The 25,923-nt window shown below is 43.6% G+C and carries 21 protein-coding genes and 1 tRNA gene; 18 read left to right on the plus strand and 4 right to left on the minus strand.

What is annotated here, in order from left to right:
* The first annotated feature begins 609 nt into the window (after window positions 1–609).
* Window positions 610–1,293, plus strand: a complete 684-nt coding sequence (gene nfuA, locus QJS82_RS00370) for a Fe-S biogenesis protein NfuA (RefSeq protein WP_183621311.1) — start codon at window positions 610–612, stop codon at window positions 1,291–1,293.
* Between the two features lie 284 nt (window positions 1,294–1,577).
* On the plus strand, window positions 1,578–2,882 hold the full coding sequence (locus QJS82_RS00375; RefSeq protein ID WP_201565740.1) for an O-acetylhomoserine aminocarboxypropyltransferase/cysteine synthase family protein: 1,305 nt from the start codon (window positions 1,578–1,580) through the stop codon (window positions 2,880–2,882).
* A 301-nt stretch (window positions 2,883–3,183) separates the two neighbouring features.
* Here the strand turns inward: QJS82_RS00375 and QJS82_RS00380 are convergent, their stop codons facing one another.
* Together QJS82_RS00380 and rsmI are read right to left on the minus strand one after the other, a co-directional pair.
* Window positions 3,184–4,203, minus strand: a complete 1,020-nt coding sequence (locus QJS82_RS00380; RefSeq protein WP_281490847.1) for an adenosine kinase — start codon at window positions 4,201–4,203, stop codon at window positions 3,184–3,186.
* A gap of 71 nt (window positions 4,204–4,274) precedes the next feature.
* Window positions 4,275–5,240 carry a 16S rRNA (cytidine(1402)-2'-O)-methyltransferase gene (gene rsmI, locus QJS82_RS00385; RefSeq protein WP_281490848.1) on the minus strand — a complete coding sequence of 322 codons (966 nt, stop codon included), beginning with the start codon at window positions 5,238–5,240 and terminating at the stop codon, window positions 4,275–4,277.
* A 141-nt stretch (window positions 5,241–5,381) separates the two neighbouring features.
* On the opposite strand from rsmI, the gene QJS82_RS00390 reads away from it, so the two are divergent.
* From QJS82_RS00390 to hisC, 8 genes are all read left to right on the plus strand, one after another.
* The gene (locus tag QJS82_RS00390; RefSeq protein ID WP_281490849.1) at window positions 5,382–5,897 is read left to right on the plus strand and encodes a YraN family protein; all 516 of its coding nucleotides are present in this window, start codon (window positions 5,382–5,384) and stop codon (window positions 5,895–5,897) included.
* Between the two features lie 280 nt (window positions 5,898–6,177).
* On the plus strand, window positions 6,178–7,014 hold the full coding sequence (locus tag QJS82_RS00395; protein ID WP_281490850.1) for a BON domain-containing protein: 837 nt from the start codon (window positions 6,178–6,180) through the stop codon (window positions 7,012–7,014).
* 192 nt (window positions 7,015–7,206) lie between these two features.
* Window positions 7,207–8,190 (plus strand): alpha/beta hydrolase, encoded by a 984-nt coding sequence (locus QJS82_RS00400; RefSeq protein ID WP_281490851.1) that lies wholly within the window; start codon window positions 7,207–7,209, stop codon window positions 8,188–8,190.
* Window positions 8,191–8,355: 165 nt separating this feature from the next.
* Window positions 8,356–8,607, plus strand: a complete 252-nt coding sequence (locus QJS82_RS00405) for a BolA family protein (protein WP_011514505.1) — start codon at window positions 8,356–8,358, stop codon at window positions 8,605–8,607.
* Between the two features lie 119 nt (window positions 8,608–8,726).
* The gene (gene murA / locus QJS82_RS00410; protein WP_281490852.1) at window positions 8,727–9,995 is read left to right on the plus strand and encodes a UDP-N-acetylglucosamine 1-carboxyvinyltransferase; all 1,269 of its coding nucleotides are present in this window, start codon (window positions 8,727–8,729) and stop codon (window positions 9,993–9,995) included.
* 100 nt (window positions 9,996–10,095) lie between these two features.
* A complete protein-coding gene (hisG, locus tag QJS82_RS00415) occupies window positions 10,096–10,791 on the plus strand; it encodes an ATP phosphoribosyltransferase (RefSeq protein ID WP_201619273.1) in 696 nt (231 codons plus the stop codon).
* Between the two features lie 288 nt (window positions 10,792–11,079).
* Window positions 11,080–12,375, plus strand: a complete 1,296-nt coding sequence (hisD, locus tag QJS82_RS00420; protein WP_281490853.1) for a histidinol dehydrogenase — start codon at window positions 11,080–11,082, stop codon at window positions 12,373–12,375.
* Between the two features lie 179 nt (window positions 12,376–12,554).
* Window positions 12,555–13,688 carry a histidinol-phosphate transaminase gene (gene hisC, locus QJS82_RS00425; protein ID WP_281490854.1) on the plus strand — a complete coding sequence of 378 codons (1,134 nt, stop codon included), beginning with the start codon at window positions 12,555–12,557 and terminating at the stop codon, window positions 13,686–13,688.
* A gap of 271 nt (window positions 13,689–13,959) precedes the next feature.
* On the opposite strand, the gene QJS82_RS00430 is transcribed toward hisC, so the two are convergent.
* A complete protein-coding gene (locus tag QJS82_RS00430; protein WP_281490855.1) occupies window positions 13,960–15,690 on the minus strand; it encodes an anthranilate synthase component I family protein in 1,731 nt (576 codons plus the stop codon).
* Window positions 15,691–15,692: 2 nt separating this feature from the next.
* The gene (locus tag QJS82_RS00435) at window positions 15,693–16,928 is read right to left on the minus strand and encodes a beta-ketoacyl-ACP synthase II (RefSeq protein ID WP_281490856.1); all 1,236 of its coding nucleotides are present in this window, start codon (window positions 16,926–16,928) and stop codon (window positions 15,693–15,695) included.
* A 641-nt stretch (window positions 16,929–17,569) separates the two neighbouring features.
* Here QJS82_RS00435 and QJS82_RS00440 point away from each other — a divergent pair.
* The 8 genes from QJS82_RS00440 to nusG all read left to right on the plus strand — a co-directional run bounded on the left by QJS82_RS00440 (window position 17,570) and on the right by nusG (window position 25,921).
* A complete protein-coding gene (locus QJS82_RS00440; protein ID WP_281490857.1) occupies window positions 17,570–18,748 on the plus strand; it encodes a DNA-directed RNA polymerase I subunit RPA34 in 1,179 nt (392 codons plus the stop codon).
* A 520-nt stretch (window positions 18,749–19,268) separates the two neighbouring features.
* Window positions 19,269–19,643, plus strand: coding sequence for a 30S ribosomal protein S12 (rpsL, locus tag QJS82_RS00445; protein WP_183621325.1), 375 nt, complete (start codon window positions 19,269–19,271; stop codon window positions 19,641–19,643).
* A gap of 208 nt (window positions 19,644–19,851) precedes the next feature.
* Window positions 19,852–20,325, plus strand: a complete 474-nt coding sequence (gene rpsG / locus QJS82_RS00450) for a 30S ribosomal protein S7 (protein WP_183621326.1) — start codon at window positions 19,852–19,854, stop codon at window positions 20,323–20,325.
* A gap of 414 nt (window positions 20,326–20,739) precedes the next feature.
* Complete coding sequence (gene fusA / locus QJS82_RS00455; RefSeq protein ID WP_201619267.1) at window positions 20,740–22,866, plus strand: elongation factor G; 2,127 nt, start codon at window positions 20,740–20,742, stop codon at window positions 22,864–22,866.
* A gap of 236 nt (window positions 22,867–23,102) precedes the next feature.
* Window positions 23,103–24,293, plus strand: a complete 1,191-nt coding sequence (gene tuf / locus QJS82_RS00460) for an elongation factor Tu (RefSeq protein WP_068405116.1) — start codon at window positions 23,103–23,105, stop codon at window positions 24,291–24,293.
* A gap of 410 nt (window positions 24,294–24,703) precedes the next feature.
* Window positions 24,704–24,779, plus strand: a tRNA-Trp gene (locus tag QJS82_RS00465).
* 51 nt (window positions 24,780–24,830) lie between these two features.
* Window positions 24,831–25,319: a preprotein translocase subunit SecE gene (secE, locus tag QJS82_RS00470; RefSeq protein ID WP_281490858.1), complete on the plus strand. Its 489-nt coding sequence runs from the start codon at window positions 24,831–24,833 to the stop codon at window positions 25,317–25,319.
* A 71-nt stretch (window positions 25,320–25,390) separates the two neighbouring features.
* Window positions 25,391–25,921: a transcription termination/antitermination protein NusG gene (nusG, locus tag QJS82_RS00475; RefSeq protein WP_201565495.1), complete on the plus strand. Its 531-nt coding sequence runs from the start codon at window positions 25,391–25,393 to the stop codon at window positions 25,919–25,921.
* Window positions 25,922–25,923: the final 2 nt, after the last annotated feature.

A 25,923-nucleotide genomic window follows, 5' to 3' on the forward strand; every position in this document is an offset into this window, starting at 1 on the left:
GAATGTGAGTTCAATACAAACGTACTTTTAGGTAAAAACTGCTACGTTTTCTTGAACGATTATTTCAATTATGGAATAGGCTAGGTATTGAATTCGAAAGTTTTTGTTATATATAATTATAATATATAAAATTATATATTAAATCAAGAGGCTTATTTGACTTGCTTACGCCAAAATTGAACGGATGCGTTCATGAGGCTATGGCTTTTGAAAGACTTTAAATGGTTTTTGTTGACTAAGTACATGGATAGGGCTAATAAAGTTTAAAATGCTGATTATCATTAAATAAGCGCTTTAAACTTGATAAGTTCGCTTGTGGTCTTAATATAGAATGGACAGTTCAAGTAAATGGATTATTAAGGTAGCAGTCAGGCCACTGCTAAATCGCAGTAGCACGGTCGGAATTATGCGTTAAGTGCGCTATAATAGAGCCAATAACTGCTAATAACCGTTAATAACTGCTAACAAATACAACCGTCATGACGGTTAAAGCAATAAAACCATATACCAAGATGATGGATAATTTCATTTATCTCACCCTCACATGACATTGACGACACAGTAGACGTGACCAATATAACGCTTGTGTCATAACACATAGGAAGCATTATGAGTGAACACAATCCAACTGATACTCAAGTAGAACCTGCTGCCGATTACGAGTCAGCGTTAGATACTGAGCAAACGGAAGCCAAAAGTAACATCACCATCACTGAAGCCGCGCAAGGTTATTTGGCAGATTTACTGGCGAAACAAGATACCGATGGTATCGGTGTGCGTATTTTCGTTGAACATCCAGGTACGCCGCGTGCCGAGTGCTGCATGGCTTATAACCAGCCGGGCGAAGAAGACAGCGCTGATTTGAAATTTACTTATGACAATTTTTCGGCATTTATTGAAGCGGCATCGGTCCCTTATCTAGAAGATGCGGTGATTGATTATAATAAAGACCGTTTCGGTGGGCAGCTGACATTCCGTGCGCCAAACTCGAAAGTGCCAAAAGTCGGTGCTGATGCCAGTGTCGAAGAGCGTATCAACTATGTCTTGCAGTCTGAGATTAACCCAAGCTTGGCCGCGCATGGCGGTGATGTACAGCTGCTTGAATTGATTGATGAAGAAGGCGTCGGTCTGACTGCTGTATTAAAATTCGGTGGTGGTTGCCAAGGTTGTTCAGCGGTTGATATGACTTTACGTCAAGGCGTTGAAGTACAGTTAAAACAGCAGATTCCAGAGCTGACGCAAGTGATTGATGAGACCGATCATACCCGTACTGAAAACGCGTACTATAAATAAAAATTGATGAGTCGTTATAAAAATAGCGCGGATATTACCTAGGAATATGCTTATTAGTTTCATTGCTTATAAATATTGCTTATTAATATTTGTCATTAAGAGATGAGAGATTTGCTATTCTTTTAATAAAGAAGCTGGGTTATGATTAACTCAGCTTTTTTTATGATTGTTGCTTTTTTATTATGACTGTCGTTTAGCGATAGATATCTTGGTATGAATTTTTTAAAACATTTTTTAATCATAAAATCTCGATTTAATAATTAACGAATATATAGGAGCACATTATGAGTGATGGACAACCAGCTAAGCAAAATACCCAGCGTCTTGAGACCTTGGCAATTCACGCCGGCTATACTGTAGAGCCAACCACCAAAGCGGTCGCCGTGCCTATTTATCATACCAGCTCGTATGCGTTTGATAATACCCAACATGGCGCGGATTTGTTCGATCTAAAAGTCGCTGGCAACATTTATACCCGTATCATGAACCCGACCAACGCCGTATTAGAAGAGCGTGTGGCGGCACTTGAAGGCGGTATTGGTGCACTTGCAGTAGCGTCTGGTATGGCGGCCATCACTTATGCTATCCAAACGATTTGTGAAGCGGGCGATAATATCGTCGCGGTATCAACGCTATATGGCGGCACTTATAATCTATTTGCGCATGCTTTGCCGCGCCAAGGTATCGAAGTCCGCTTTTTTGACCATAAAAACCCTGAAGCGATTCGCGATTTAATCGATGATAAAACTAAGATGGTCTTTGCGGAAAGTATCGGTAACCCATTAGGTAACATTGTTGATATCCAAGCACTGAGTGATATCGCGCATGAATACGGCGTACCAGTAGTGATTGATAGCACGGTTGCGACCCCTGCGTTATGCCGTCCATTTGAGTTTGGTGCTGATATTGTCATTCATTCATTGACCAAATATATGAGCGGTACTGGTACTTCGATTGGCGGGGCGATTGTTGATAGCGGAACTTTCCCTTGGGGCGATTACCCTGAGCGTTTCCCACTATTAAACACCCCAGATGAAAGCTATCATGGCGTAAATTTCGTCAAGGACGTTGGCGCAGCGGCCTTTATCGCTCGTGCTCGCGTAGCGCCACTGCGTAATACCGGCGCGGCACTTAGCCCGCTTAATGCTTTTAGTATTTTACAGGGCTTACAGACACTGGGTTTACGTATGGAGCGTCATGTTCAAAACGCCCAAGCGGTTGCCGAATATCTACGCGACCATGATAAGGTTGCTTGGGTGAAATATGCCGGTTTGCCAGACCATCCTGAGCATGAGCTTGCTAAGAAATATATGAAAGGCACGCCATCCGCTATTTTAACCTTTGGGGTAAAAGGTGGACTTGAAGCAGGAGCGCGCTTTATTGATGCGCTGCAACTGATTACGCGCTTGGTTAATATCGGTGATGCTAAATCACTCGCTTGTCACCCAGCGACCACTACCCATCGTCAGCTCAACGAGCAAGAGCTAGAGAATGCTGGGGTAAGCACGGATATGGTCCGTCTATCGATTGGTATTGAGCACATTGAAGATATTAAAGCTGATTTAGAGCAAGCACTTGCCGCTGCTTAATTAAGCAATAGCTTTCTTCTGCTTTGTAAATGAATAATAAAAAAGCCCATATCTTAGGATATGGGCTTTTGCTTATTAGATGCTAAAGACTTGTAGTTAAACCCTAAATAAAAGCGCGAAACTATTATAAGGTGCTATTGGTACAAATTTTCCTTGCTTGCTGTGCGACTTCGTAACTCCAGAGGCTGCGAAAATTTATCCCAGCAGCATTGTGTTTTTTATTAGGGGCAAACTAGAAATACCTTCTAAAGCACTTAGAAACTTAGGTTTTTAGCGCTTTAGTAATCAAATAATCCAGCCGCTACATAGTTAAAACACGGCGTGAGATATCTTGATACTCTTGCGATGATAAGCGTGGACCAAACTGCTGAATCACTTGTGCAGCTACTTCGCTGGCAAGTCGTCCGCATTCTGGCAAGCTATAGTGCTGCGATAAAGCATATAAAAACGCCCCAGAATAGTTATCACCAGCGCCATTGGTATCAATAACATTGGCAACAGCTGGCGTCGGAATCTCATAAATCTCAATCTCAGACTCATCATTTGGCTTATGGGCGATGATGGCGCCATTTGGACCATTGGTAACAACCGCCGTTTGGCAATGCTCAAGTAAAGCTCGCGCCGCCGATTTATGCTGTTTTTTATCGGTGAATAATTTGGCTTCTTCACTATTACAGAATATCACCGCGACTTTATTGCCGAGCATATTAAGCAGGCCTTCTTTGGCAAACTTTACCACTGCAGGATCAGCAAAGCTGACGGCGATTTTGGCACCATGGATGCCTGCTTGTTGGCGCAGTTGGGTCATTGCGGGCTGAATACCTTCAGACATCGCCAGATAACCTTCTAAATATAACCAGCCAGCTTGGGTTAGTGCCTCAAAGTCGACGTTATCCGCGGTAATATCGCTTGAAGTACCAAGGAAGGTTTGCATGGTACGCTCGCCATCTTCGGTCACTGCCACCACGCATGAGCCGGTCACACCGCCTGCATGGATTGACTGAGGGGAAGTAGCAACGCCTGCTTCATGTAAGTCTTTTAGATAAAATTTGCCTTGTTTATCATCGCCGACGCGGCAGGCATAAAAAGGTTTACCGCCCAAACTTGCAAAGGTATACATGGCATTGGCAGCTGAACCGCCGCCCGCTTGTTTTGATGGCTCAATCTCGGCCAGCTTGAAATACGCCAATAATTGCTGCTGCTCTTCAAGTCCGGCCAGCGTCATATTGCCTTTGGTCAGGTCAGTTTCTTCTAGCGCTGCATCCGACAGCAGATATTCGTGGTCAACCAAGGCATTACCTATCGCCATCACATCGTACATTATCTCTCTCTCCTCAATGAATTTATCAGTGCTTAATTTATCAATACTTCGCTTATTTTTTATAGTAAAAATTATTCTACTTGTAGCTCAAGTAAGCGCTGATAGAGCGCATTCTTTTTGACGCCTGTGATATCGGCAGCTAAGGCAGCAGCTTTTTTAACCGATAAATCCTCTAATAAGCGCTGTAATAACTTATCATGAATACTGATATCGTCATCGTCTTGCGCCACATTTACCCCAGCAACGACGACGACAATTTCACCGCGTTGCTGATTGTCATCGGCTTTGACAAATTCAACCAATTCGCCAAGCGTGCTTTTATGCACGGTCTCAAAGGTTTTGGTCAATTCACGACAAAACGTCACTTCGCGCTCCGCACCAAAAATAGCAGCCATATCTTCTAAACTGGCAATAATACGATGCGGCGCTTCATAAAATATCAAGGTTTCGGTACGTGCATTCAGAGCCGTTAATTGTTTTTGGCGACCGTGGGTTTTGGCTGGTAAAAAGCCAATAAAGCTAAAGCGGTCTGATGGCAATCCTGCAACCGATAATGCAGCAATAGCAGCAGAGGCACCAATAATAGGGGATACGCGAACGCCAGCAGCATGGGCGGCTTGTACCAATTGATAACCGGGGTCACTAATCAGCGGCGTGCCAGCATCACTAATCAGCGCAACCGAATGACCTTGCTGAATCATCTCAATAATTTTGGGTGTTTGAATGGCGCTATTATGTTCATGATAGGCCCAAAGCTTATTATGACCTTTTTGCTTGGTTGCGCTATCAGCATCTTTTACAGCGTCAGTTGTGCTGGTATTGCTATCGCTATCGCTATCGTTAGCAATAATTTCTTTCGTATCTTTGGTATGGATACCAAAATGTGATAACAGCTTGCCTGAAGTGCGGGTGTCTTCACAGGCGATGATAGCAACCTGCTTTAGGGTATCGATTGCGTGCGGTGTCATGTCGCTCAAATTACCAATCGGCGTGGCAACGATATAAAGACAAGCTGGCATCGCGGTAGGGCTAGACATGAAAACCTCTGAGTATTAAGAAAGACTATTAAAGTATTAAAAAAGGATATTCAAAACGAATAGTAAAAATGTGTAGCGCTATAAAGGCTGATTTAAATAAAAAGTCAGTCAGCATAAGAACGCGAAAGTGGTTAGTTTAGCATGATGTGCTATGATAATTCTGAAATGTTCAGCTGGCCCATAGACGTGATGGCAAATGACAAACCGTTAACCCTTACTTCACCGACACAGCGTCAAGGCAGCCGTTTTGAGCGGCAGGCGTGTGAGTTTTTACAAGCGCAAGGCTTGATATTGGTGGCGCAAAATTGGCAGCAACCAAAAGTGGGTGAGCTTGACTTAATTATGCTAGAAAAAGGGCAGGCATGGTCGACGCTTGTCTTTATTGAGGTGCGGCAACGGCAGCGTTCAGGATTTGGTGATGCCGCCCTTAGCGTGACAAAAAATAAGCAAAATAAGATTATCAAAGCGGCACGTTATTTTTTGCAGCAGCATCCTCAATATAGTGAGTATGACTGTCGGTTTGATGTGATTGCCTATGATACCCATGCTAGTACTAATGCCAATAATAAAAATAAGAGGAATGATACCAATCAAGCACCGTTAACAAATACGCAAGCAGAATGGCTACAAGGCGCTTTTATCGCCTCAGCTTGGTAATCATAGTAATAAGATTTTTGAGGACTTAAGTAGTTTGAAAGCTTAAGTGGATTTAAAGTTAAGTGGTTTGACAGTTACATGGATGTAAAGGTTAAATTAAACGGTAAAATAAATGCCAGCATCACGCTGTCGTTACCAAAAGCCTAACCGCCTAGCGTAAAAATTCAGTAAAGTAGCTGAACTAAAAATTATTAATTGAAGCGAAGTCGTATTATTCTCCTTATGACTTGTTAGCACTATTCATCATTTAATTATTACATCATGTTCTAAGAGGTAAACCATGACACGGATGCATTTGCGCACTGCTATTTTTGGCTCATCACGCCGCAAGGCGATTGGCGTTATGCTACTGACCAGCATCGCCGCGACTGGCTGTACCACCAACTATTTGACCAATAGTACAGAAGGTACGTATGGCGTACCGATGACAGAGCGCACCATTCCGCAGCGTCTGCTCGATCGCAGTATTGAGCATACCGTCAAGATTAACGTCTATGGTCTGCAAGAAAATTTACAGCAAACCAGCCGTATGAGTATTGATAGCTTTAATAGTGAAGTATTGCTCACCGGTGAAGTGCCAACGCAAGCCATCAAAGCAGAAATTGAAAAAGTCGTCAGCTCCATGCCAGACGTGCGTCATGTCTATAATGAGCTTAACGTCAGTGCCTCAAGGGGCTATAGCTCAACCGTCCATGATGGTTATATTACCTCTAAACTACTGGCAAAAGTCGCCTCTAGTAATGGTGTGAACGCCTCGCAGATTAAGGCGGTGACCAATGATGGCGTGGTTTATATTATGGGGCGTATGACACCAACGCAGCAAAGCCACTTGATTGATATTGCCAATAATACCGTCGGCATCACAGAGTTGGTGCTACTGACCACCGTTGTTGATGATAGAGGGGTAAAGATAGGCGATGATGACATCATGTATGAGAATAATTTGGCCAATCCTGCGGCCATACCAATCGTTGAAAGTGGCGCTGCGTCAGCACTAGCAAGTTCGGCAGCGGTAGATCCAACGATTAATGCCACGCCGATTATCGTCAACGAAGATGGTACGCCCGTTAATCAGCCGTCATCGAGCCCTTATATTGATCTTTATCAAAATCCCTAACTAGCTGTTTCGATTACAAGCACAAGAACCCTAAACAGTCATAACAGGAACAGCACGATAAATCCCTAGCCAGCCAGTAAGATATAGGCCGTAAAAATAGAAACGATAGCTTGAATAAAACAGTCGTTTTATTATCAAGTATAAACCGACGACTGCTATATTAATGATTGACCGATAATAGGACTGCTGGCGATGACGGATTTAAATAAAGAAACTGTGCAAACTGTGCAAACTGGGAAAATAAAGAGTCGCAAGCCTAAACGTATCAGCGTGGGCGTTACGGCGGCATTGGCCGTTGGCGGCATTGCGCTTGCAACTCAGCAAGTACAGGCATTATCGGCGCTGGCTATCGTTAATGGTATCACCTCAAATGGCGGTGTTGGTGTCAGTAAAAATATTTTGTATGGCGATGAGCCCAATCAAGATTTAGATATCTATTATCCTAAACCTTTAACAAAAGCCATGAAGTCAAAAAACGTGACTGATGATAACGCTATTAATGACAGCTATCCGATGGTGGTTTTTGTCCATGGCGGTTCGTGGGAAAGTGGTAACAAAGACGAGTACGCCTTTGTTGGTCAAAGCTTGGCGCAAGCGGGCTATGTCACCGCAGTGATTAATTATCGTAAAGCCCCTGAGCATGTGTATCCTGATTACGTGCAAGATGCCGCGCAGGCCATCGCTTGGAGTTATAACAATGCCAAGAGCCTCCACGCTGACCCCAAGCGTTTGGCAGTGATAGGACATTCTGCGGGTGCATTTAACGCGGTTGCTGCTGTCGCCAATGAAGATTTTTTAGCACCTTATGGGATAAAGCCAAAAGATATTGCCGCCGTGGTTGGCATTGCAGGCCCTTATAGCTATGACTTTCGTAAATTCAGTAGTAGAACTGCCTTTGGGTCAGATGCGACGCCAGAGACAGTGATGCCAGACCGCCAAATTAAAGGTGCGCAGCCACCGTATTTATTATTGACTGCCGAAAAAGACAAAATCGTCCATGTGACCAATACCACTAAAATGACACAGGCATTAAAAGCGACGGGCGTTAAAGTGGAAACAGGCGAAATCGCAGGCGCCAGTCATGCGACCAGTATCGGTGCGATGGCACCGCCATTACGCTGGGTCAATGATGTGCGTGCACAAGTGCTCAACTATCTTGATAAAACCCTTAAGTAGTTAATGTCACAATATAGCTAGCGCTCATTGATTACAGTACGTTTGCCGCTATGATAAATAGTTAAACGCAGTTGCGTAAGACAGTACTGTAAGATGGTCAAACTCTTGTTATAATGACGTTACTTTAATCCTATACCCTATTTAAACTTTAAGGCAGAATATTCTATGAGCATGAACGCTGACGATTTGATTGCATTTTTACAAACTCACTTCCCAGATGCTTTTATTCAAGCTGCCAATCAAGGTACCAAGTTTGATGTACGGGTGGTTGATGCCAGTTTTGAAGGCAAGCGCGCAGTACAACGCCAGCAGGCTGTTTACGCCTTGGTAAACGACAAGATTGCGAGCGGTGATATTCATGCGCTCAATATTCAAGCCTTAACGCCAGCCGAATGGGACGTTCAATCTCAAGGCTAACTCTTTTTACCTATGACTTTTATCTATGACCTGAACTTGTCGCACCGGCACTTTATATTGCGGGTTTTATCATTTCTGGTTTCTCATCATTTTTATACTTATCGCTAGGTTGTCACCTTATGGATCAATTTTTAATCACCGGTAGCAGTCGTATCGCAGGGGAAGTCACGATCTCAGGCGCCAAAAATGCCGCTTTGCCTTTACTTGCCGCTATGATTTTGGCCGAGACCCCAACGACATTGCATAACGTGCCATCGCTACAAGATGTGCGCACCTTGATTGAATTGATCGGTGGCATGGGCATTGATATTCAAAAGCAGGGCGATACTGTCACCTGCGATACCAAGAATATCGATAATTTCTATGCGCCGTATGATTTGGTAAAAACCATGCGCGCCTCGATTTTAGTCTTAGGCCCTTTGCTGGCACGTTTTGGTGAAGCCGAAGTGTCATTACCGGGCGGCTGTGCTATCGGCTCACGTCCTGTTGACCAGCATCTAAAAGCCTTTGAAGCCATGGGTGCTGAGATTAGCGTTGAGAATGGTTATGTCAAAGCGCAAGCGCCAAAAGGCGGCAAGCTTATCGGCTGTAACTTCTCTTTTGACATGATAACGGTTGGCGGTACTGAAAACGTTATTATGGCGGCCGCATTGGCCAAAGGGACGACAGTGCTCGGCAATTGCGCGCTTGAGCCAGAAGTGGTCGATTTGGCCAATATGCTGGTAGCGATGGGTGCTAAAATCAGCGGTATTGGTACTGCAACCATGACCATCGAAGGCGTTGAGCGCTTGCATGGCTGTGAGTATTCGGTGGTAGCAGACCGCATCGAAACAGGTTCTTACCTTGCTGGCGCTTTGATGACACGCGGTGATGTATTGGCCAAAAACACCTCGGCACTTTTATTAACGCCCGTGTTAGAAAAATTTGAAGACATGGGGGCGATTATTACCACCGGTGATGATTGGATTCGTGCACAAATGAAAGGTCGCCCATTACCGGTTAATATCCGTACTCAGCCGCATCCAGGTTTCCCAACCGATATGCAAGCACAAGTAATGGCGATTGCTTGTCTTGCCGATGGCACCAGTACTTTTATCGAAAATATCTTTGAAAATCGCTATATGCACGTGCCTGAGCTTAACCGATTGGGCGCGTCTATCCAAGTAGACGGTCATGCGGCTGTCGTCACAGGGATTGAATGCTTCACTGCTGCGCCTGTCATGGCAACGGATTTGCGGGCGTCGATGTCATTGGTGATGGCTGCTGCTGCTGCTGAAGGCGAGAGCTTGATTGACCGCATTTACCATATTGATCGTGGTTATGAGCATGTCGAAGAAAAACTACGCGCCCTTGGGGTCAATATCGAACGCATTAATACCAACGACTAGACTGGTTAATTAGCCGCTGTTATTGGTATTCACGTCTATTTATTAAACTTAATAATGCCTTTTAAGTAAGGCAACTAACTGTACACGGACACGAGTCATTATGACTGAAGCAAGCAATAGCCTTCCAACTGACGGCTTATTAAACGAAGTAAATGATGAGTTTTCAGGTTTGACACTTGCGCTATCAAAGGGTCGCATCTTAGAAGAAACGATGCCTTTGTTACGTGCTGCTGGCGTTGAATTATTAGAAGACCCTGAAGCGTCGCGCAAACTTATTTTTCCAACCTCAAACCCGAATGTACGCGTCTTAATTTTGCGTGCCAGTGACGTGCCAACCTATGTTGAACACGGTGCTGCTGATTTTGGTGTGGCGGGTAAAGATGTGTTGCTTGAGCATGGTGCCAATCACGTTTATGAGTTGTTAGATTTGCAGATTGCTCAGTGTAAGCTGATGACCGCTGGCGTTAAAGGTGCGCCGCTGCCCAATCGTCGTCTGCGTATTGCGACTAAATACGTCAATGTTGCTCGTGCTTATTTTGCTAGCCAAGGTCAGCAAGTCGATGTGATTAAGCTGTATGGTTCGATGGAGCTTGCGCCACTGGTTGGTTTGGGTGACTTGATTGTTGACGTCGTCGATACTGGTAATACGCTACGCGCCAATGGACTTGAAGCGCGCGACCATATTTGCGATGTGTCGTCACGCCTGATTGTCAATCAAGTCAGCTATAAGCGTAAATTTGCGCTGCTTGAGCCGATTTTAGACAGTTTTAAAAACAGTATTGCCAGCGCTTCTTAAACCAATACTTGTTTGGTACTGATGCAACGCGCTTATCACACGCTAGCAATCATTGATAATATCAAGCACGGTTATACAAAATTTTAAACCAGTTTGGCGCTCTAGGATAGATATAGCGTGCTAAACTGGTTTTGTTGTATTTGCTTGCCAGAAAATAAAAGCTCAGTATAATCTGAGTCAGCCATCCAACATTAAGCTGGGATACCAGCCTTTTTTATTTTCCCAATTGCCCTTTTATCCCATCTATTCTTTATAGCCGTATTTCATGCTCAACTATAGGATTAAGTCATGCGCCAACTAAGTACTCAAGATGCTGATTTTGACAGTCAACTGATCCAACTGCTTGCTTTTGAAACCGTGAACGATGTTGAATTACTAAAAACCGTTGACGATATCATTGCAAAAGTACGTCATGGTGGCGATAGCGTGGTACTGGCCTTGACCCAACAGTTTGATCAGCATCCAGCGACGACGATACAAGAGCTAGAGCTGACTAAAGAGGCACTTGCTGCAGCGTTTGCCAATCTTGACGATACCGTCAAAACGGCTTTGATGACCGCAGCGACACGCGTACAGACATTCCATGAGCGCCAAGTGCAAGAAACTTGGCAATATGAAGACGAGCTTGGCAATCGCTTAGGTCAAAAAGTCACGCCGCTTGATCGCGTTGGTATTTATGTGCCCGGCGGCTTGGCATCTTATCCGTCTTCTGTATTGATGAATGCGATTCCTGCCAGAGTAGCTGGCGTTGCCGAGGTTATCATGGTGGTACCAGCGCCAAAAGGCGTGCTCAATCCATTGGTCTTAGCAGCAGCGCATTTGGCACAAGTTGACCGTGTCTTTACCATTGGCGGTGCACAAGCCATTGCTGCCTTGGCATACGGTACCGAAACGATTCCGGCTGTAGACAAAATCACTGGCCCTGGTAACAAATACGTCGCAGCGGCGAAGCGGGCGGTATTTGGCCAAGTTGGGATTGATATGATTGCCGGCCCCTCTGAAGTATTGGTCTATGCAGAAGGCGAGGCGCAAGATCGCGCTGATTGGTTGGCGATGGATTTATTGTCGCAAGCGGAGCATGACCGTATCGCCCAAGCTATCTTCGTGACTACATGTAGTAAGCAGCTTAAAGAAGTCGCTGCTGAGATTGAAAAAGCCTTGGCAGAGTTGCCAAAAGCCGATATCGCCCGTGATTCCCTAAAAAATCGTGGCGCGCTGATTTTGGTTAAAGACCGTGCAGAAGGTATGGCGGTGATTAATCGCGTCGCTCCTGAGCATTTAGAATTGTCCGTCGATGAGCCTGATGCGCTACTTGATGATATTCGTCATGCTGGTGCTATTTTCATGGGACGTCATACGCCTGAGGCGATTGGTGACTACTGTGCAGGGCCCAATCACGTGTTGCCAACTTCTGGGACGGCGCGTTTTTCTTCGCCGCTCGGTGTCTATGACTTCCAAAAGAAATCATCAATTATTTATTGCAGTGAGGCGGGTAGTAAGCCGCTGGCTAAGACAGCAGATATTTTAGCGCAGCGTGAGGACTTAGAAGCCCATGCGCGCTCAGCCCGTTATCGTTATCAATAACAGCTATAGGTCGATGTAGGATTTGCTTTTGAGTTCTATTTTGAGAAGCTTTTTTAAGCATTGATGTTTAATGACTGTATTTACGAGATAAATTTAACAACTGATTTTTGAGAACTATATTTACAAATTATATTTAATAAAGATGTCTAATAATGATATGGCTAATAGTAGGATAATTTATGAGTGAGTTAAAGATAGACACCAGACTTTGGTCTTCTAAAGCGCGTAACTTGTCACCTTACGTTCCTGGTGAGCAGCCTCAACATGAAAATTTGTGCAAATTGAATACCAATGAAAATCCGTTTCCGCCCTCACCAAAAGTCGGCGAGGCAATCGCAAAGGTTTTACAGCAGCAAGCGGATGAGCTGCGTTTATATCCTGCACCTGAGTCTGATGAGTTGCGTGCTGCCTTGGCCGAGTTATATAACCTTGATATCAATCAAGTGTTTGTTGGTAATGGCTCTGATGAAGTATTGGCGTTGGTATTTGCCAGCTTTTTCCTAAAAGAGCGCCCTGTTTTAGCACCTGATATTAGCTATAGTTTCTACCCTGTTTACGCCAATACTTTTGGTATTGAGCTGGTACCAATTGCCCTAGAAGAAGACTTTAGTATCGACCCCGATGCCTACCGTCAACCTTGTAGCGGTATTATTATCGCCAATCCTAATGCCCCAACTGGTTTGTTATTACCGCTTGCTGATATTCGTAAGCTTGCTGGTGAGCACTCGAATTCAGTGATTGTGATTGACGAAGCTTATATCGATTTTGCGCAAAAAGAAGAGGGTAGCTTGGATACAGAAGTGTCAGCGGTTAGCCTGATTAATGAGTTTGATAATTTGCTCGTGACCCAAACCTTTTCAAAATCACGCTCGCTTGCCGGTTTACGTGTCGGTATGGCGTTTGGGAATGCGTCATTAATCGAAGCATTGACACGTATGAAAAATAGCTTTAATAGCTATCCGCTCGATAAGTTGGCGCAAGCGGGAGCGACCGCCAGTGTGTTAGATGTGGAATATTTTACCCAGACCTGCCAGCAAGTCATCGACTTACGCCAAGCGCTTACCGCCGAGCTGACGGCGCTCGATTATGAAGTGCTGCCATCGCACGCCAACTTTGTATTTGCCCGTCCAAAAGATGGTGAGGCAAGTGCGGTAGCCAGTACGTTACGCGAGCAAGGTATCATCGTGCGTCACTTTGATAAACCGCGTATCAATGAGTATCTACGTATTACCGTTGGTACAGCAGCGCAGAATCAGCGTTTAATTGATGCCCTAAAAGTGTTGCAAGCAGAAGCTGAAAGCGTTGCTGAGTAAAACCTTGTTTAAGATTTATACTTTAATGGTCTAAAGCAAAAACACCAAGTTATAGTCAGTTCAAAATAAAATCGATACGTTAATAGTTAGGTGCGACTGGTATAAATTTTCCTTGCTTGCTGCTATCACAGAGGCTACGAAAAATTCATCACAGTCGCACTGTGTCTGTTTTAAAGTGCGTCTATTATATATAAATAAAAAAGCCTGCTAACGTCATGTTGAGCAGGCTTTTTTATTGGTTTTTTCTTCATCTTTTAAATAAAGCTGAAGTTTATTTATCACTATTGTCTTGAGTTAAAACACCTAAAAGGTTACCAACTTTATCAAGGCATTCTTGATATTCAGCATCGCAGTCAGACGCAACAGTGATACCACCGCCTGCCCATAAGCTAACATGTCTTTCTTTTTTCCCTAGCTTATGATTTGATAAGGTATTTGCTTGCAAAGTACGTATCAATACATTCCATTGCCCACTACCATCAAAGTTCATATAACCTAATGTGCCACAATAAGCACCGCGCGCTGCACCTTCTAACTCCGAGATAATTTCAACGGCGCGCTTTTTTGGCGTACCTGTAATGGAACCGGCGGGCAAACTGCCAAACAATACGGCAAGCGGGTGGGTATCTGTCTTTAGCTCAGCGGTGATGGTGCTGACCATATGGTGCACATTGCTAAAGCTTTCGATCGCAAATAATTGCGGCACTTTGACGCTGCCAATCTTGGCATATTTGCCCAAATCATTACGTAGCAAATCGACAATCATGACGTTTTCGGCACGGTCTTTTTCGCTACCAATAAGCTGCTGTTTATAAGCATTATCTTGTTCAGTATTTAACCCACGCGGCATCGTACCTTTAATAGGTTTGGTGCGTATATGGTGCTTGCCAGTGTTATCGTCTTTATTAAAGGTAAAAAATAACTCAGGCGAGCAGCTTAATAATTCAAATTGATGGTCTGGCGTATTAACCCTCATTTTACTAGTAAAATCATTGACTGCTAAATACCCTGCAAACGGCGCATGGGTATTACGATGCAAGGCAGGTAAGTAAACAATAAGCATCGGTGTGACATTATCAGTGAGGTTTTGATTAAAAGCGCCTTGCCATTGTTGGGTGAGATTGATTTGATAGCAGTCACCTTGTTGCAGATAGCTTTGCGTTTTATCAAAGGCTTGCTGATAATCCCGCTTACTCCATTGCGCTTTTAATAATAAAGGCGTTGTTTTACATGACGTTTCAAGCGCTGACTTTTCTAATGTTTGGTTAGATAATTCCTTATCCAATATATCTAAATATGAGATAAGCGCTTTAACCAGTACGCCTTTTTGTTCGTCATCGTTATCAGTATCAGTATCAGTATCAGTATCAGTGACGCTGTCTTTTATAGTAAGCTGCCAGCTCGTTTGTTCAGCGTTTGGTGTTAGATAAATATCATAATGCCCTAAGCTGGCACAAGGCTGCGCTGCTAGCTTTATCTTAGCGGTTGGGCTAAGCTCATAAGCGGCAATATCATAACCAATAAAACCTATCAAGCCATGATGGTAACTTGGCTGCTTATCATGATCTTCAATCGACAGAGAATTCTTATCATAAGTGTTATCTGCGTTATGAGCCTGACTATAAGCAATCAAATCCTCTTGCCAGTCGCTATAACTCATATAACTGCTAATAATCGCTTGATTGGTTTTAGCCTGACTATGTGAGCCATCACGGCAATTTTTTATGACTTTATAGATGTTCGGTTGCTGATTAGGCAATTTAGAATCAGAAAGATAATAAACCGACCAGCTCATTTTTGGTAATAAACCAATCACAGGTCGCCCATCGTTATTCAGCCAAACCAATTGCCAGTTTGCGTTAGGATTTTGTCCATACAGATGACGCTTTAGTTTTGGCAGTAACTCTGCGGCAGACAGGTCACCAAAACGCCAGCTAGGTTGAGTAGCTGGCGATGGGGCAGATGCTGTCTGCTCAGTTTTAAGATGCGGTGCTACGAGCATAGTTAGGCGTCAAACTTTTTAATAATTAAGGTAGCATTAGTACCGCCAAAGCCAAAGCTATTGCTCATAAGCGTCTTAAGCTTAACATCACGCTTTTCAGTGACAATATCAAAGCCTTCAGCAGCAGGGTCTAATTTTGTAATATTGATACTTGGGGCGATAAAGCCGTCTTGTAGCATGAGTAAGCAATAAATCAATTCTTGCGCGCCGACTGCACCGAGGCTATGACCGGTCATGGACTTGGTTGAGCTGATAGCAGGTACTTGACTGACATCATCACCAAATACTTTGGCAATGGCTTTAAGCTCAGTCACATCCCCTAGCGGCGTACTGGTACCGTGGCTATTGATATAATCAACGCTCTCTAAGCCTGCTTCAGCAAGGGCGAGTTGCATACAGCGGACAGCGCCTTCACCACTTGGGGCGACCATTTCAGCGCCATCAGAGCTGGCACCATAACCGACGATTTCAGCTAAGATATTGGCACCGCGTGCTTGGGCGTGCTCAAGACTTTCAACCACGACCATCGCGCCGCCTGCTGCAATCACAAAGCCATCACGGTTTTTATCATACGCTCTAGAGGCAAGTGTCGGTGTGTCATTATACTGCGTACTGACCGCGCCCATGGCATCAAACATGCATGACTGCGTCCAATGTTCCGCTTCACTACCACCAGCAAGTATCACATCGGCTTTACCAAGTTGGATAAGCTCAGCAGCATGACCGATACAATGCGTTGATGTTGCGCAAGCAGAAGATAACGAGTAGGAGATACCTTGGATTTTTAAACCCGTTGCCAGCGCCGCTGATACCGAGCTGCCCATGGTTTTTGGCACCGCCATCGCACCGACACCGCGCAGACCTTTTTCACGCATCGCATCGATGGCATTCACGATATTTTCGGTTGATGCGCCGCCTGAGCTTGCAACCACACCCACACGCGGATTATTGTTGATGGTCTCAAGCGTTAATCCCGACTGCTCAATAGCGTCTAGAGCGCTGACATAAGCATAAAGGCTTGCATCACTAAAAAAACGCTTCAATTTACGGTCAATGCCCGACGTATCAAGTTCTGACTTATCAATACTACCGCTAACGTGTGATTTAAAGTCGTGCTCAGCATACGATTCATTGAACGTAATACCTGAGCGCCCTTGTTTAAGAGCATCGGTGACAGTAGCCAAATCATGTCCGATACAAGAGACTATCCCTGCTCCAGTGATAACAACGCGGCGCATATACTATTCCTTATGAGTAACGATTTTTTGATAATTACCTTTAACAATCGCTTTTAAATATTTACTGCTATTATCTAACATCCAGACCCTTTATCGTTGCTAATAAAATTAATAAATAAGGTTTTGGACGCTAAATGCTTATTTGACAGTCATTATAATGGTTAGAATAAAACACTATTCTTTATAGATACTACTTTATAAATACTGCTTGCTAAATAAAAGTACAACTGTACTTTGAATTATGGCCTATGATAACGTATCAAGGGTTTAAAATCTTGGCGTAAGTGTAAAATAACGACAAAACCACGCTTATTATTAAAAATAAACAGTCAGTATTCTCGAGGGATTAGCACGGTGTACGCCTCATGATTATGAGGCTAAAAGATGAGATTATAAATAGCATAAACTCATTTCAGCTACAGCGCATTTAGTTATATACTAAAGTCCTTGGCAGCCATAGATAAAGGATACTTTTAGATACAAAACTGGCGCTGGCGATAACATTGTTGGCACTGACAGCTATCATCAGCGTTCGCTAGAATGGCAATCAATTTAAGAAGTATCCGTTTAAAAAGTATCTATTTAAGAAGTATCTATAAATAATATTAATAACAAACACTCATCATATTAAGGACATCAAGATGGCAAAGCGTAGCACTCTATATAAAGGCATTAGCAGCGTTGGCTCTTTTACCCGCAATAATCTAGAACGTATGGGCGCGATGATTGATAGCGTCAATGCTAAGAGCGGCAAACCGCGTCAATTTAAAGCGGTAAATCTAGGCGATGAAGACTATCAACAAGATTTATTCCGTGAGCAAACATTAAAAGCAACGCAGCAATTATTGGGTAACCGCTTTGCTACTTATGGTAAATATGCCAAAAAAGTAGTGCCAAACAGTTTGTTTGAATCGACGGTTGATGGTGCTTTTGCCCAAGTCGCTAAGCTTGCTGCCAATTGGAGTCAGATTGACCTGCCAAATCAGCATCGCTTTGCTAATATCGCAAGCTTGGACGATGAAGAGCGTTATGCATTAGCGACTGATATTGCCAATCAAAACCGTGCTTTGGCAACGATAGGTGGCTTGACCGGTTTGGCTGGATTGCCAGGTTTGCTTGCTGATACCTTGTGGTTGTTATTGGTATCATTACGTACCGTCTATCAGTTGGGTGCTGTTTATAATAAGCCGTTAACGGGTAAGCAAGGCGTCAAGATGGCTTATGAGCTGCTTGCCAATGCTGACTTAAGTAAGATGCAAGAAAAACAAGCCTTACTAGCGGGTCTTGGTATCGGTAAAGGCTTACTCGACAATGCGCAAAGCAGCGGTCTGCACAATGAGCTAAAAAACTTAGGCTTGCAGAATAAAAGCGTCAATTTTTATGCTGAGCAAGTAGATAGCATTGCCAGTCAGGTTGGCATTGATTTAGACCAAATTAACTTGTCATGGATACGCCGCTTCTTACCAGTGACCGCTGTGATTATCGGTATGCGCTATAACAGTCAGCTGATTGATGAAGTGATTGGCGTGGCGCAAGCGACTTTTGCCCCTGAAGCCAAACTTGCTAACCGTGCGATTACCGACGATAGCAGTAGTGAAGCCGAAGTGAGCAAACCTGCTAGCGATGATAAGCAGCAAGATACTGAGAAAAAAGATACTGAGAAAAATGCTCAGAAAGAGTCAGGCGAAGATACTGACAGCAAAAAAGAATCCGCTAAAGGTAATGATAAAGACGTCTCGGAAGAAACCGAAAAAGTAAGCGATAAAAAAGACGCTAAAAAGGGTAGTGCGGACAAAGCGGCTGACAAGCAAAGCAAATAGAAATAATGTCGCCCTTTATGAGCTTAGTACTTAGTTTTTTTTAATTTGTCTTTTACTATATTATAAGTACGGTGCGCATTTAGTGCTAAAATGGGCGGTGCTCTCTTTTTTCCATTGAGCTTTTACTCATTAAGATTTTTCTCATTAAATATGAGATACTCTTTGATAATAAGCTTGAAAAATAAGATAGCATCACCATTTAGCTCTCATAAATTGCTATTTGTTTATTTCTAAATATCTTATCTGAACGATGTATGACGCTACTTTCGATACCATATTTAACAAACTGCTTTTTAGCCAGATTTTAACTAAAAACAGATAAAGTGGTATAGTGGTAGGCGTAATGCATATCTATCGAATGTTGTAAAGTACAATCACTCATAAGTGGTTGAAATAGCAGCAACAACTCTTTATAATACACTGTCCTAAAAATGGGTGTTCCGAAATCTGTCGTTAATGTCAGATGGTTGGCGCATTGCCCCATTTTTTTGTTTTATACCAAACGGGAGAAGGATGCCTCATGGCAACAACTAACCAATTGATTCGTAAAGGTCGCAAAACCATCAAGGAAAAGTCAAAAGTTCCTGCGTTGGAAGCGTGCCCACAACGCCGTGGTGTATGTACTCGCGTATATACTACTACCCCTAAAAAACCTAACTCAGCCATGCGTAAAGTATGTCGTGTACGTTTGACTTCAGGCTATGAAGTATCAAGCTACATTGGCGGCGAAGGTCATAACCTACAAGAGCACAGTGTTGTTCTTATCCGTGGTGGTCGTGTAAAAGATCTACCAGGTGTACGTTATCACACCGTTCGTGGTGCACTAGATTGCGCAGGCGTTAAAGACCGTAAACAAGGTCGTTCTAAATATGGTGCTAAGAAGCCTAAAGCTTAATAACTAAATGTTATTAGCTAAGCTTTTTTGTATCACCCATTAACTGTGCATGGGTCTGGTGTTAACGGTATTTTGTTAAATTAATGATTTATTGTTATAACATACCGCCATGCAGTAAGGCTGACTGACAACTCGATATAACGCCATCCAATATTAATTGGTGCGAGATTGTGAATGTCAGACACTCCTGAAGAAAAGGATTATTATTATGCCAAGACGTCGCGTCGTTGCTACCCGTGAGATCCTACCGGATCCTAAGTTTGGTAGCCAAACTGTTGCAAAATTCATCAACCATGTCATGAGTCATGGTAAAAAATCTACTGCTGAGCGTATCGTTTACGGTGCTCTTGAAACAGTTAGCGAAAAACGTAAGATCGAAGACCCAGTCGCTTTCTTTGAAGAAGTTCTAGAAAACGTCCGTCCAATGGTCGAAGTAAAAGCTCGCCGTGTCGGTGGTGCAACCTACCAAGTACCAATGGAAGTACGCCCCTCCCGTCGTACTGCCTTGGCTATGCGTTGGTTAGCTGAAGCTGCTGCTAAGCGTTCTGAAAAATCAATGGCTTTGCGTCTTGCAGGCGAATTGAATGATGCTGCTGACGGCAAAGGTAATGCTATGAAAAAGCGTGACGAAGTTCACCGCATGGCAGATGCTAACAAAGCATTCTCTCATTACCGTTTCTAAGCTGGTCTTATCTTTTAATTCTAGCCTAGACGCTTAGGATTAACGGTTTCGGCCAGTTAATCCTTGTATTGTTGATTTATTCTATTGATTGCCGCCATCATCATTGGGTTGTTTAATTATTCTCATCGTAAGGTGATTGAATCGTTAAACCACTTAGATGGCGGACATCTGTCAAGATGCTGTTCTGAAAGGGATACTATTTCGAGAAGCCTGCAAACTTACAAAGCTTGTAACGCTCACAAAGAAAGTTTCCTGAGTTTGATGCCGCTATATTCTTATATTTGCTCTTTTTTTGTCCGTATTTGGCCCAATAATCAGTAAGTAATATTACGAAGTCCGATGGCTTTGTCATAGAGAGTATGAGGTAGAGACACAACACATTATTATATACACGAATTTCCCTAGGAAAACACTATGGCTCGTAAAACTCCCCTAAAGCGCTATCGCAATATTGGTATCTCAGCGCATATTGATGCTGGTAAGACGACCACAACTGAACGTGTTTTGTTCTATACTGGTGTTAGCCACAAGCTTGGCGAAACCCATGATGGTGCAGCTACCATGGACTTTATGGAGCAAGAACAAGAGCGCGGTATTACCATTGCTTCTGCGGCGACGACTTGTTTTTGGTCAGGTATGGCAAAACAGTTCGACGAACATCGCATTAACATCATTGACACCCCAGGTCACGTTGACTTCACGATTGAAGTTGAACGTTCTATGCGTGTACTTGATGGCGCGTGCATGGTTTACTGTGCAGTAGGCGGCGTTCAGCCACAGTCTGAGACCGTATGGCGTCAGGCAAACAAATATAAAGTACCACGCTTAGCATTCATTAACAAAATGGATCGTGTTGGTGCTGATTTCTACCGTGTGGTAGAACAAATCAAAACTCGTCTAGGCGGCAAGCCAGTACCATTGGTTATTCCAATTGGTAAAGAAGATGACTTTGAAGGCGTTGTGGATCTAGTGACTATGAAAGCCATCTATTGGGACGAAGCGTCTCAAGGTATGGAATATGAGGAGCGCGAAATCCCAGTAGAACTACAAGAAAAAGCGGAAGAATATCGTGAGTATCTAGTAGAGAATGCGGCTGAAGCATCAGAAGAATTGATGAATGAATACCTAGAAAATGGTGAATTGACGGTAGAGCAGATTCATGGCGCTATCCGTAAACTAACTATTGATAACGAAATCATTCCACTGCTTTGTGGTACTGCCTTTAAAAACAAAGGTGTACAGAAGATGTTGGATGCGGTTATTCAGTATCTACCTGCGCCAATGGACGTACCGGCTATTAAAGGTATCCTTGATGACAAAGACGAGTCTGAAGGCTTCCGCGAAGCGTCTGATGACGAGCCGTTTGCAGCACTAGCGTTCAAAATCATGAACGATAAGTTCGTTGGTAACTTAACCTTCGTTCGTGTTTATTCAGGTGTTCTAAAGCAGGGCAGTAGCGTTTATAACCCTGTTAAAATGAAGCGTGAGCGTGTTGGCCGTATCGTTCAGATGATGGCAGATGCTCAGGTAGAGCTACAAGAGATCCGTACGGGTGATATCGCAGCGTTAGTTGGCATGAAAGATGTCACTACTGGTGATACCTTATGTGATGAGCAAAATGTTATCACGCTAGAGCGTATGGAATTCCCAGATCCAGTTATCAGCCTAGCGGTTGAGCCTAAGACTAAAGCTGACCAAGAAAAAATGTCAATTGCTTTGGGTCGTTTGGCAAAAGAAGATCCATCATTCCGTGTACATACTGACGAAGAGTCTGGTCAGACGATCATCAGTGGTATGGGTGAGCTACATTTGGAAATTCTTGTTGACCGTATGAAGCGTGAGTTTAACGTTGAAGCAAACATCGGTGCGCCGCAGGTTGCTTATCGTGAAACGATTCGTAACACGGTCGAACAAGAAGGCAAATTCGTACGTCAGACTGGTGGTCGTGGTAAATTCGGTCACGTTTGGTTACGTCTTGAGCCTCTGGATCCAGCGGGCGACGTTCTATATGAATTCTCTGAAGAAGTTGTTGGTGGTACAGTACCAAAAGAATTCCACGGTGCGGTTGATAAAGGTATTCAAGAGCGCATGAAAAACGGCGTACTTGCTGGTTACCCAATCGTTGGCGTTAAAGCAACCTTGTATGATGGTTCTTACCATGATGTTGACTCGGATGAGTTATCATTTAAAATGGCTGGTTCTATCGCATTCCGTAAAGGCTTCATGGCGGCAAACCCAACCCTACTTGAGCCAGTAATGAAAGTAGAAGTTGAAACCCCTGAAGACTACATGGGCGATATCATGGGCGATCTTAACCGTCGTCGCGGTATGGTTCAAGGCATGGAAGACTTGCCTGGCGGTACTAAACAGATTCGTGCTGAAGTACCATTAGCGGAAATGTTTGGTTATGCCACACAAATGCGCTCAATGTCACAAGGTCGTGCAACCTATTCAATGGAATTCCAAAAGTACGCTGAGATTCCAAAATCAGTTGCAGAATCTATCATCTCTAAATTCAACTCTAAAGATGATGACGAGTAAATAATACGTATTAATCTGACAATATCGGGCATATCTCTGTATTGTCAGTAGAGAATGCGCCAATAATTGGTTAAAAGACTTGTTATTGGCCGCGATTTTCTTATAATATCTGCACATTAGTATGTGCACCCTTTTAACAACTATTTTAATGTGGTCAGTAATGCTTTAACCCTAGTACGTAAAATGTCGTACTTATATATGTTAAGCACTGACCCCAAAAAAAAGAGGAAATACCCATGGCAAAGGCCAAGTTTGAACGCAGCAAGCCACACGTCAACGTCGGTACCATCGGACACGTTGACCACGGTAAAACAACCCTAACCGCCGCTATCGCAACCGTAGCAGCAATCACCTCTGGTGGCGAAGCCAAAGACTACGCGTCTATTGACTCAGCACCAGAAGAAAAAGCACGTGGCATCACCATCAACACCTCACACGTAGAATATGACACCCCATCACGTCACTACGCACACGTCGATTGCCCAGGTCACGCCGATTATGTTAAAAACATGATCACCGGTGCCGCTCAAATGGACGGCGCAATCCTAGTTGTATCAGCAACTGACGGCCCAATGCCACAAACCCGTGAGCACATCCTGCTTTCACGTCAGGTTGGCGTACCGTACATCATCGTCTTCATGAACAAATGTGACCTTGTTGATGACGAAGAATTGCTTGAGCTAGTAGAAATGGAAGTTCGTGAACTTCTTAACGACTACGACTTCCCAGGTGATGACACCCCAATCGTAAAAGGTTCAGCCACCCAAGCCCTTAAAGGCGACGAAGGCAAATATGGCCAACCAGCCGTAGTAGAACTACTAGGTATCCTAGATACTTATATCCCAGAGCCAGAGCGTGACATCGACAAAGCATTCCTAATGCCAATCGAAGACGTATTCTCAATCTCAGGTCGTGGTACTGTTGTTACTGGTCGTGTTGAATCTGGTATCGTACGTGTTGGTGACGAGATCGAAATCGTTGGTATCCGTGACACGCAAAAAACCACCTGTACTGGTGTAGAGATGTTCCGTAAACTGCTTGACGAAGGTCGTGCAGGCGAAAACTGTGGCGTACTACTACGTGGTACTAAACGTGAAGACGTACAACGTGGCCAAGTACTTGCTAAGCCAGGTTCTATCACTCCTCACACCAAGTTTGACGCTGAAGTATACGTGTTGAGCAAAGAAGAGGGTGGTCGTCACACACCATTCCTAAACGGCTATCGTCCACAGTTTTACTTCCGTACTACTGACGTAACTGGCGCAATCCAATTACAAGACGGTACTGAAATGGTTATGCCTGGTGATAACGTTGAGATGGGCGTAGAGCTTATCCACCCAATCGCTATGGACAAAGGTCTACGTTTCGCTATTCGTGAAGGCGGCCGTACTGTAGGCGCTGGTGTTGTTGCTAACGTACTTAGCTAAGCATTAAAGCACTAACGCTATCAGAGCAATCTGATAACGGTAAGCAGTTAGAAAAAAGCCATCCTTGTAAGAGGGTGGCTTTTTTTGTGGGCGCTTTATCTTGAAAGTAGGTGTTTAAAAATTAATGGTTGAAGAGTAGGGCTGAATAAAAAGATATTCCCATTTTAACTGTATTTATAAAAATAGGTTTTGAAAGGTGCTTACTATCTATTGTAATTCTTGACTGAGCTTGCTATATTAACGCTGCAGCTTATCAGCACCTTTTATGCTAAATGTTTAAGGTTATTATGCATACAAAGTGTGTAAATAATAAGGTTTCAGAGTAGCGACATCAAGGCGATAAAAGAATTTTATTCCTAAATGCTTGCATTCTATACCAAATATTGTATAATGCTGTCCTTTACACCCATAGGCGATTGGCTCAATTGGTAGAGCATCGGTCTCCAAAACCGAGGGTTGTAGGTTCGAGTCCTACATCGCCTGCCATCTTCTTATCACATCTTTGTCATACCCCACCATCTCCGAAGTGAGTTCTTTATGAGCAATAATCAAGATAACCTCGAGACTAAGTTATCTGATGCCAAGGCAGTTGCTGGTGGAATGCTGTCCAAAGATAAGCACGTTTCAGCTGGCAATCAATCGACTGCTGTTGAAGTTGCTAAAACTGGTTCAGTAAAAGATGTGATTTTGTGGCTATTAGCCGCAGCGATTTTAATTGGTGCAACGTTAGTTAATCAATACTTACCTGGCTATTGGCAACCTGCCAATGATCTCTGGGTGCGTATTGGTATTATCGCGGCGCTGGTTATCATTGCTTTCGTGTGCTTGGCATTAACAAATCAGGGTCGCGCTTTTAAAATATTATTGAAAGATGCGGCCGTTGAGCTGCGCCGAGTCACATGGCCAGGCAAAGATGAAACTTTCCAATACACATGGCAAGTGCTTGTCATGATTGCGATTGTTGGATTCCTTGTTTGGTTATTAGATAACTTTTTTAATTGGTTCGTTGGTATCTTTATTGGTTAATGACGCGTATTAGTGTCATTTAAGCCAAAATTTACTTATAACGACTTAACTGTAATGATCAGGAGCGTGATATGCGTTGGTATATTGTCCAAGCGTTTTCAGGATATGAAAAGCAAGTACAACGTTCATTAACTGATCGTATTAATCGTAGTGACTTTGCTGATTCGTTCGGTGATGTGTTGGTTCCTACTGAAGAAGTCGTCGAAATGAAAGACGGCAAAAAGCGTAAAAGCGAGCGTAAGTTCTTTCCGGGTTATGTATTAATCCAAATGGAGATGAACGACAACACTTGGCACATCGTCAAAGATTGCCCACGTATTATGGGCTTTATCGGTGGCACGCCAGAGACGCCTGCGCCTATTACGCAAGTAGAAGCAGATCGCATCTTGAACCGTCTGAACCAGACTGAAGCTGACCCGCGTCCTAAGACTCTATTTGAGCCGGGCGAAGAGTTGTTGGTTATCGATGGTCCATTTACTGACTTTAAAGGGTTGGTTGAAAAAGTGGATTATGAGAAGTCTAAGCTACATTTAACGGTAAACGTATTTAATCGACCGACTCAGGTCGAGCTTGAGTTTAGTAAGGTTGAAAAACTAGATTAAAC

It is taken from the genome of Psychrobacter maritimus (assembly GCF_029953575.1).
GTDB lineage: Bacteria > Pseudomonadota > Gammaproteobacteria > Pseudomonadales > Moraxellaceae > Psychrobacter > Psychrobacter maritimus.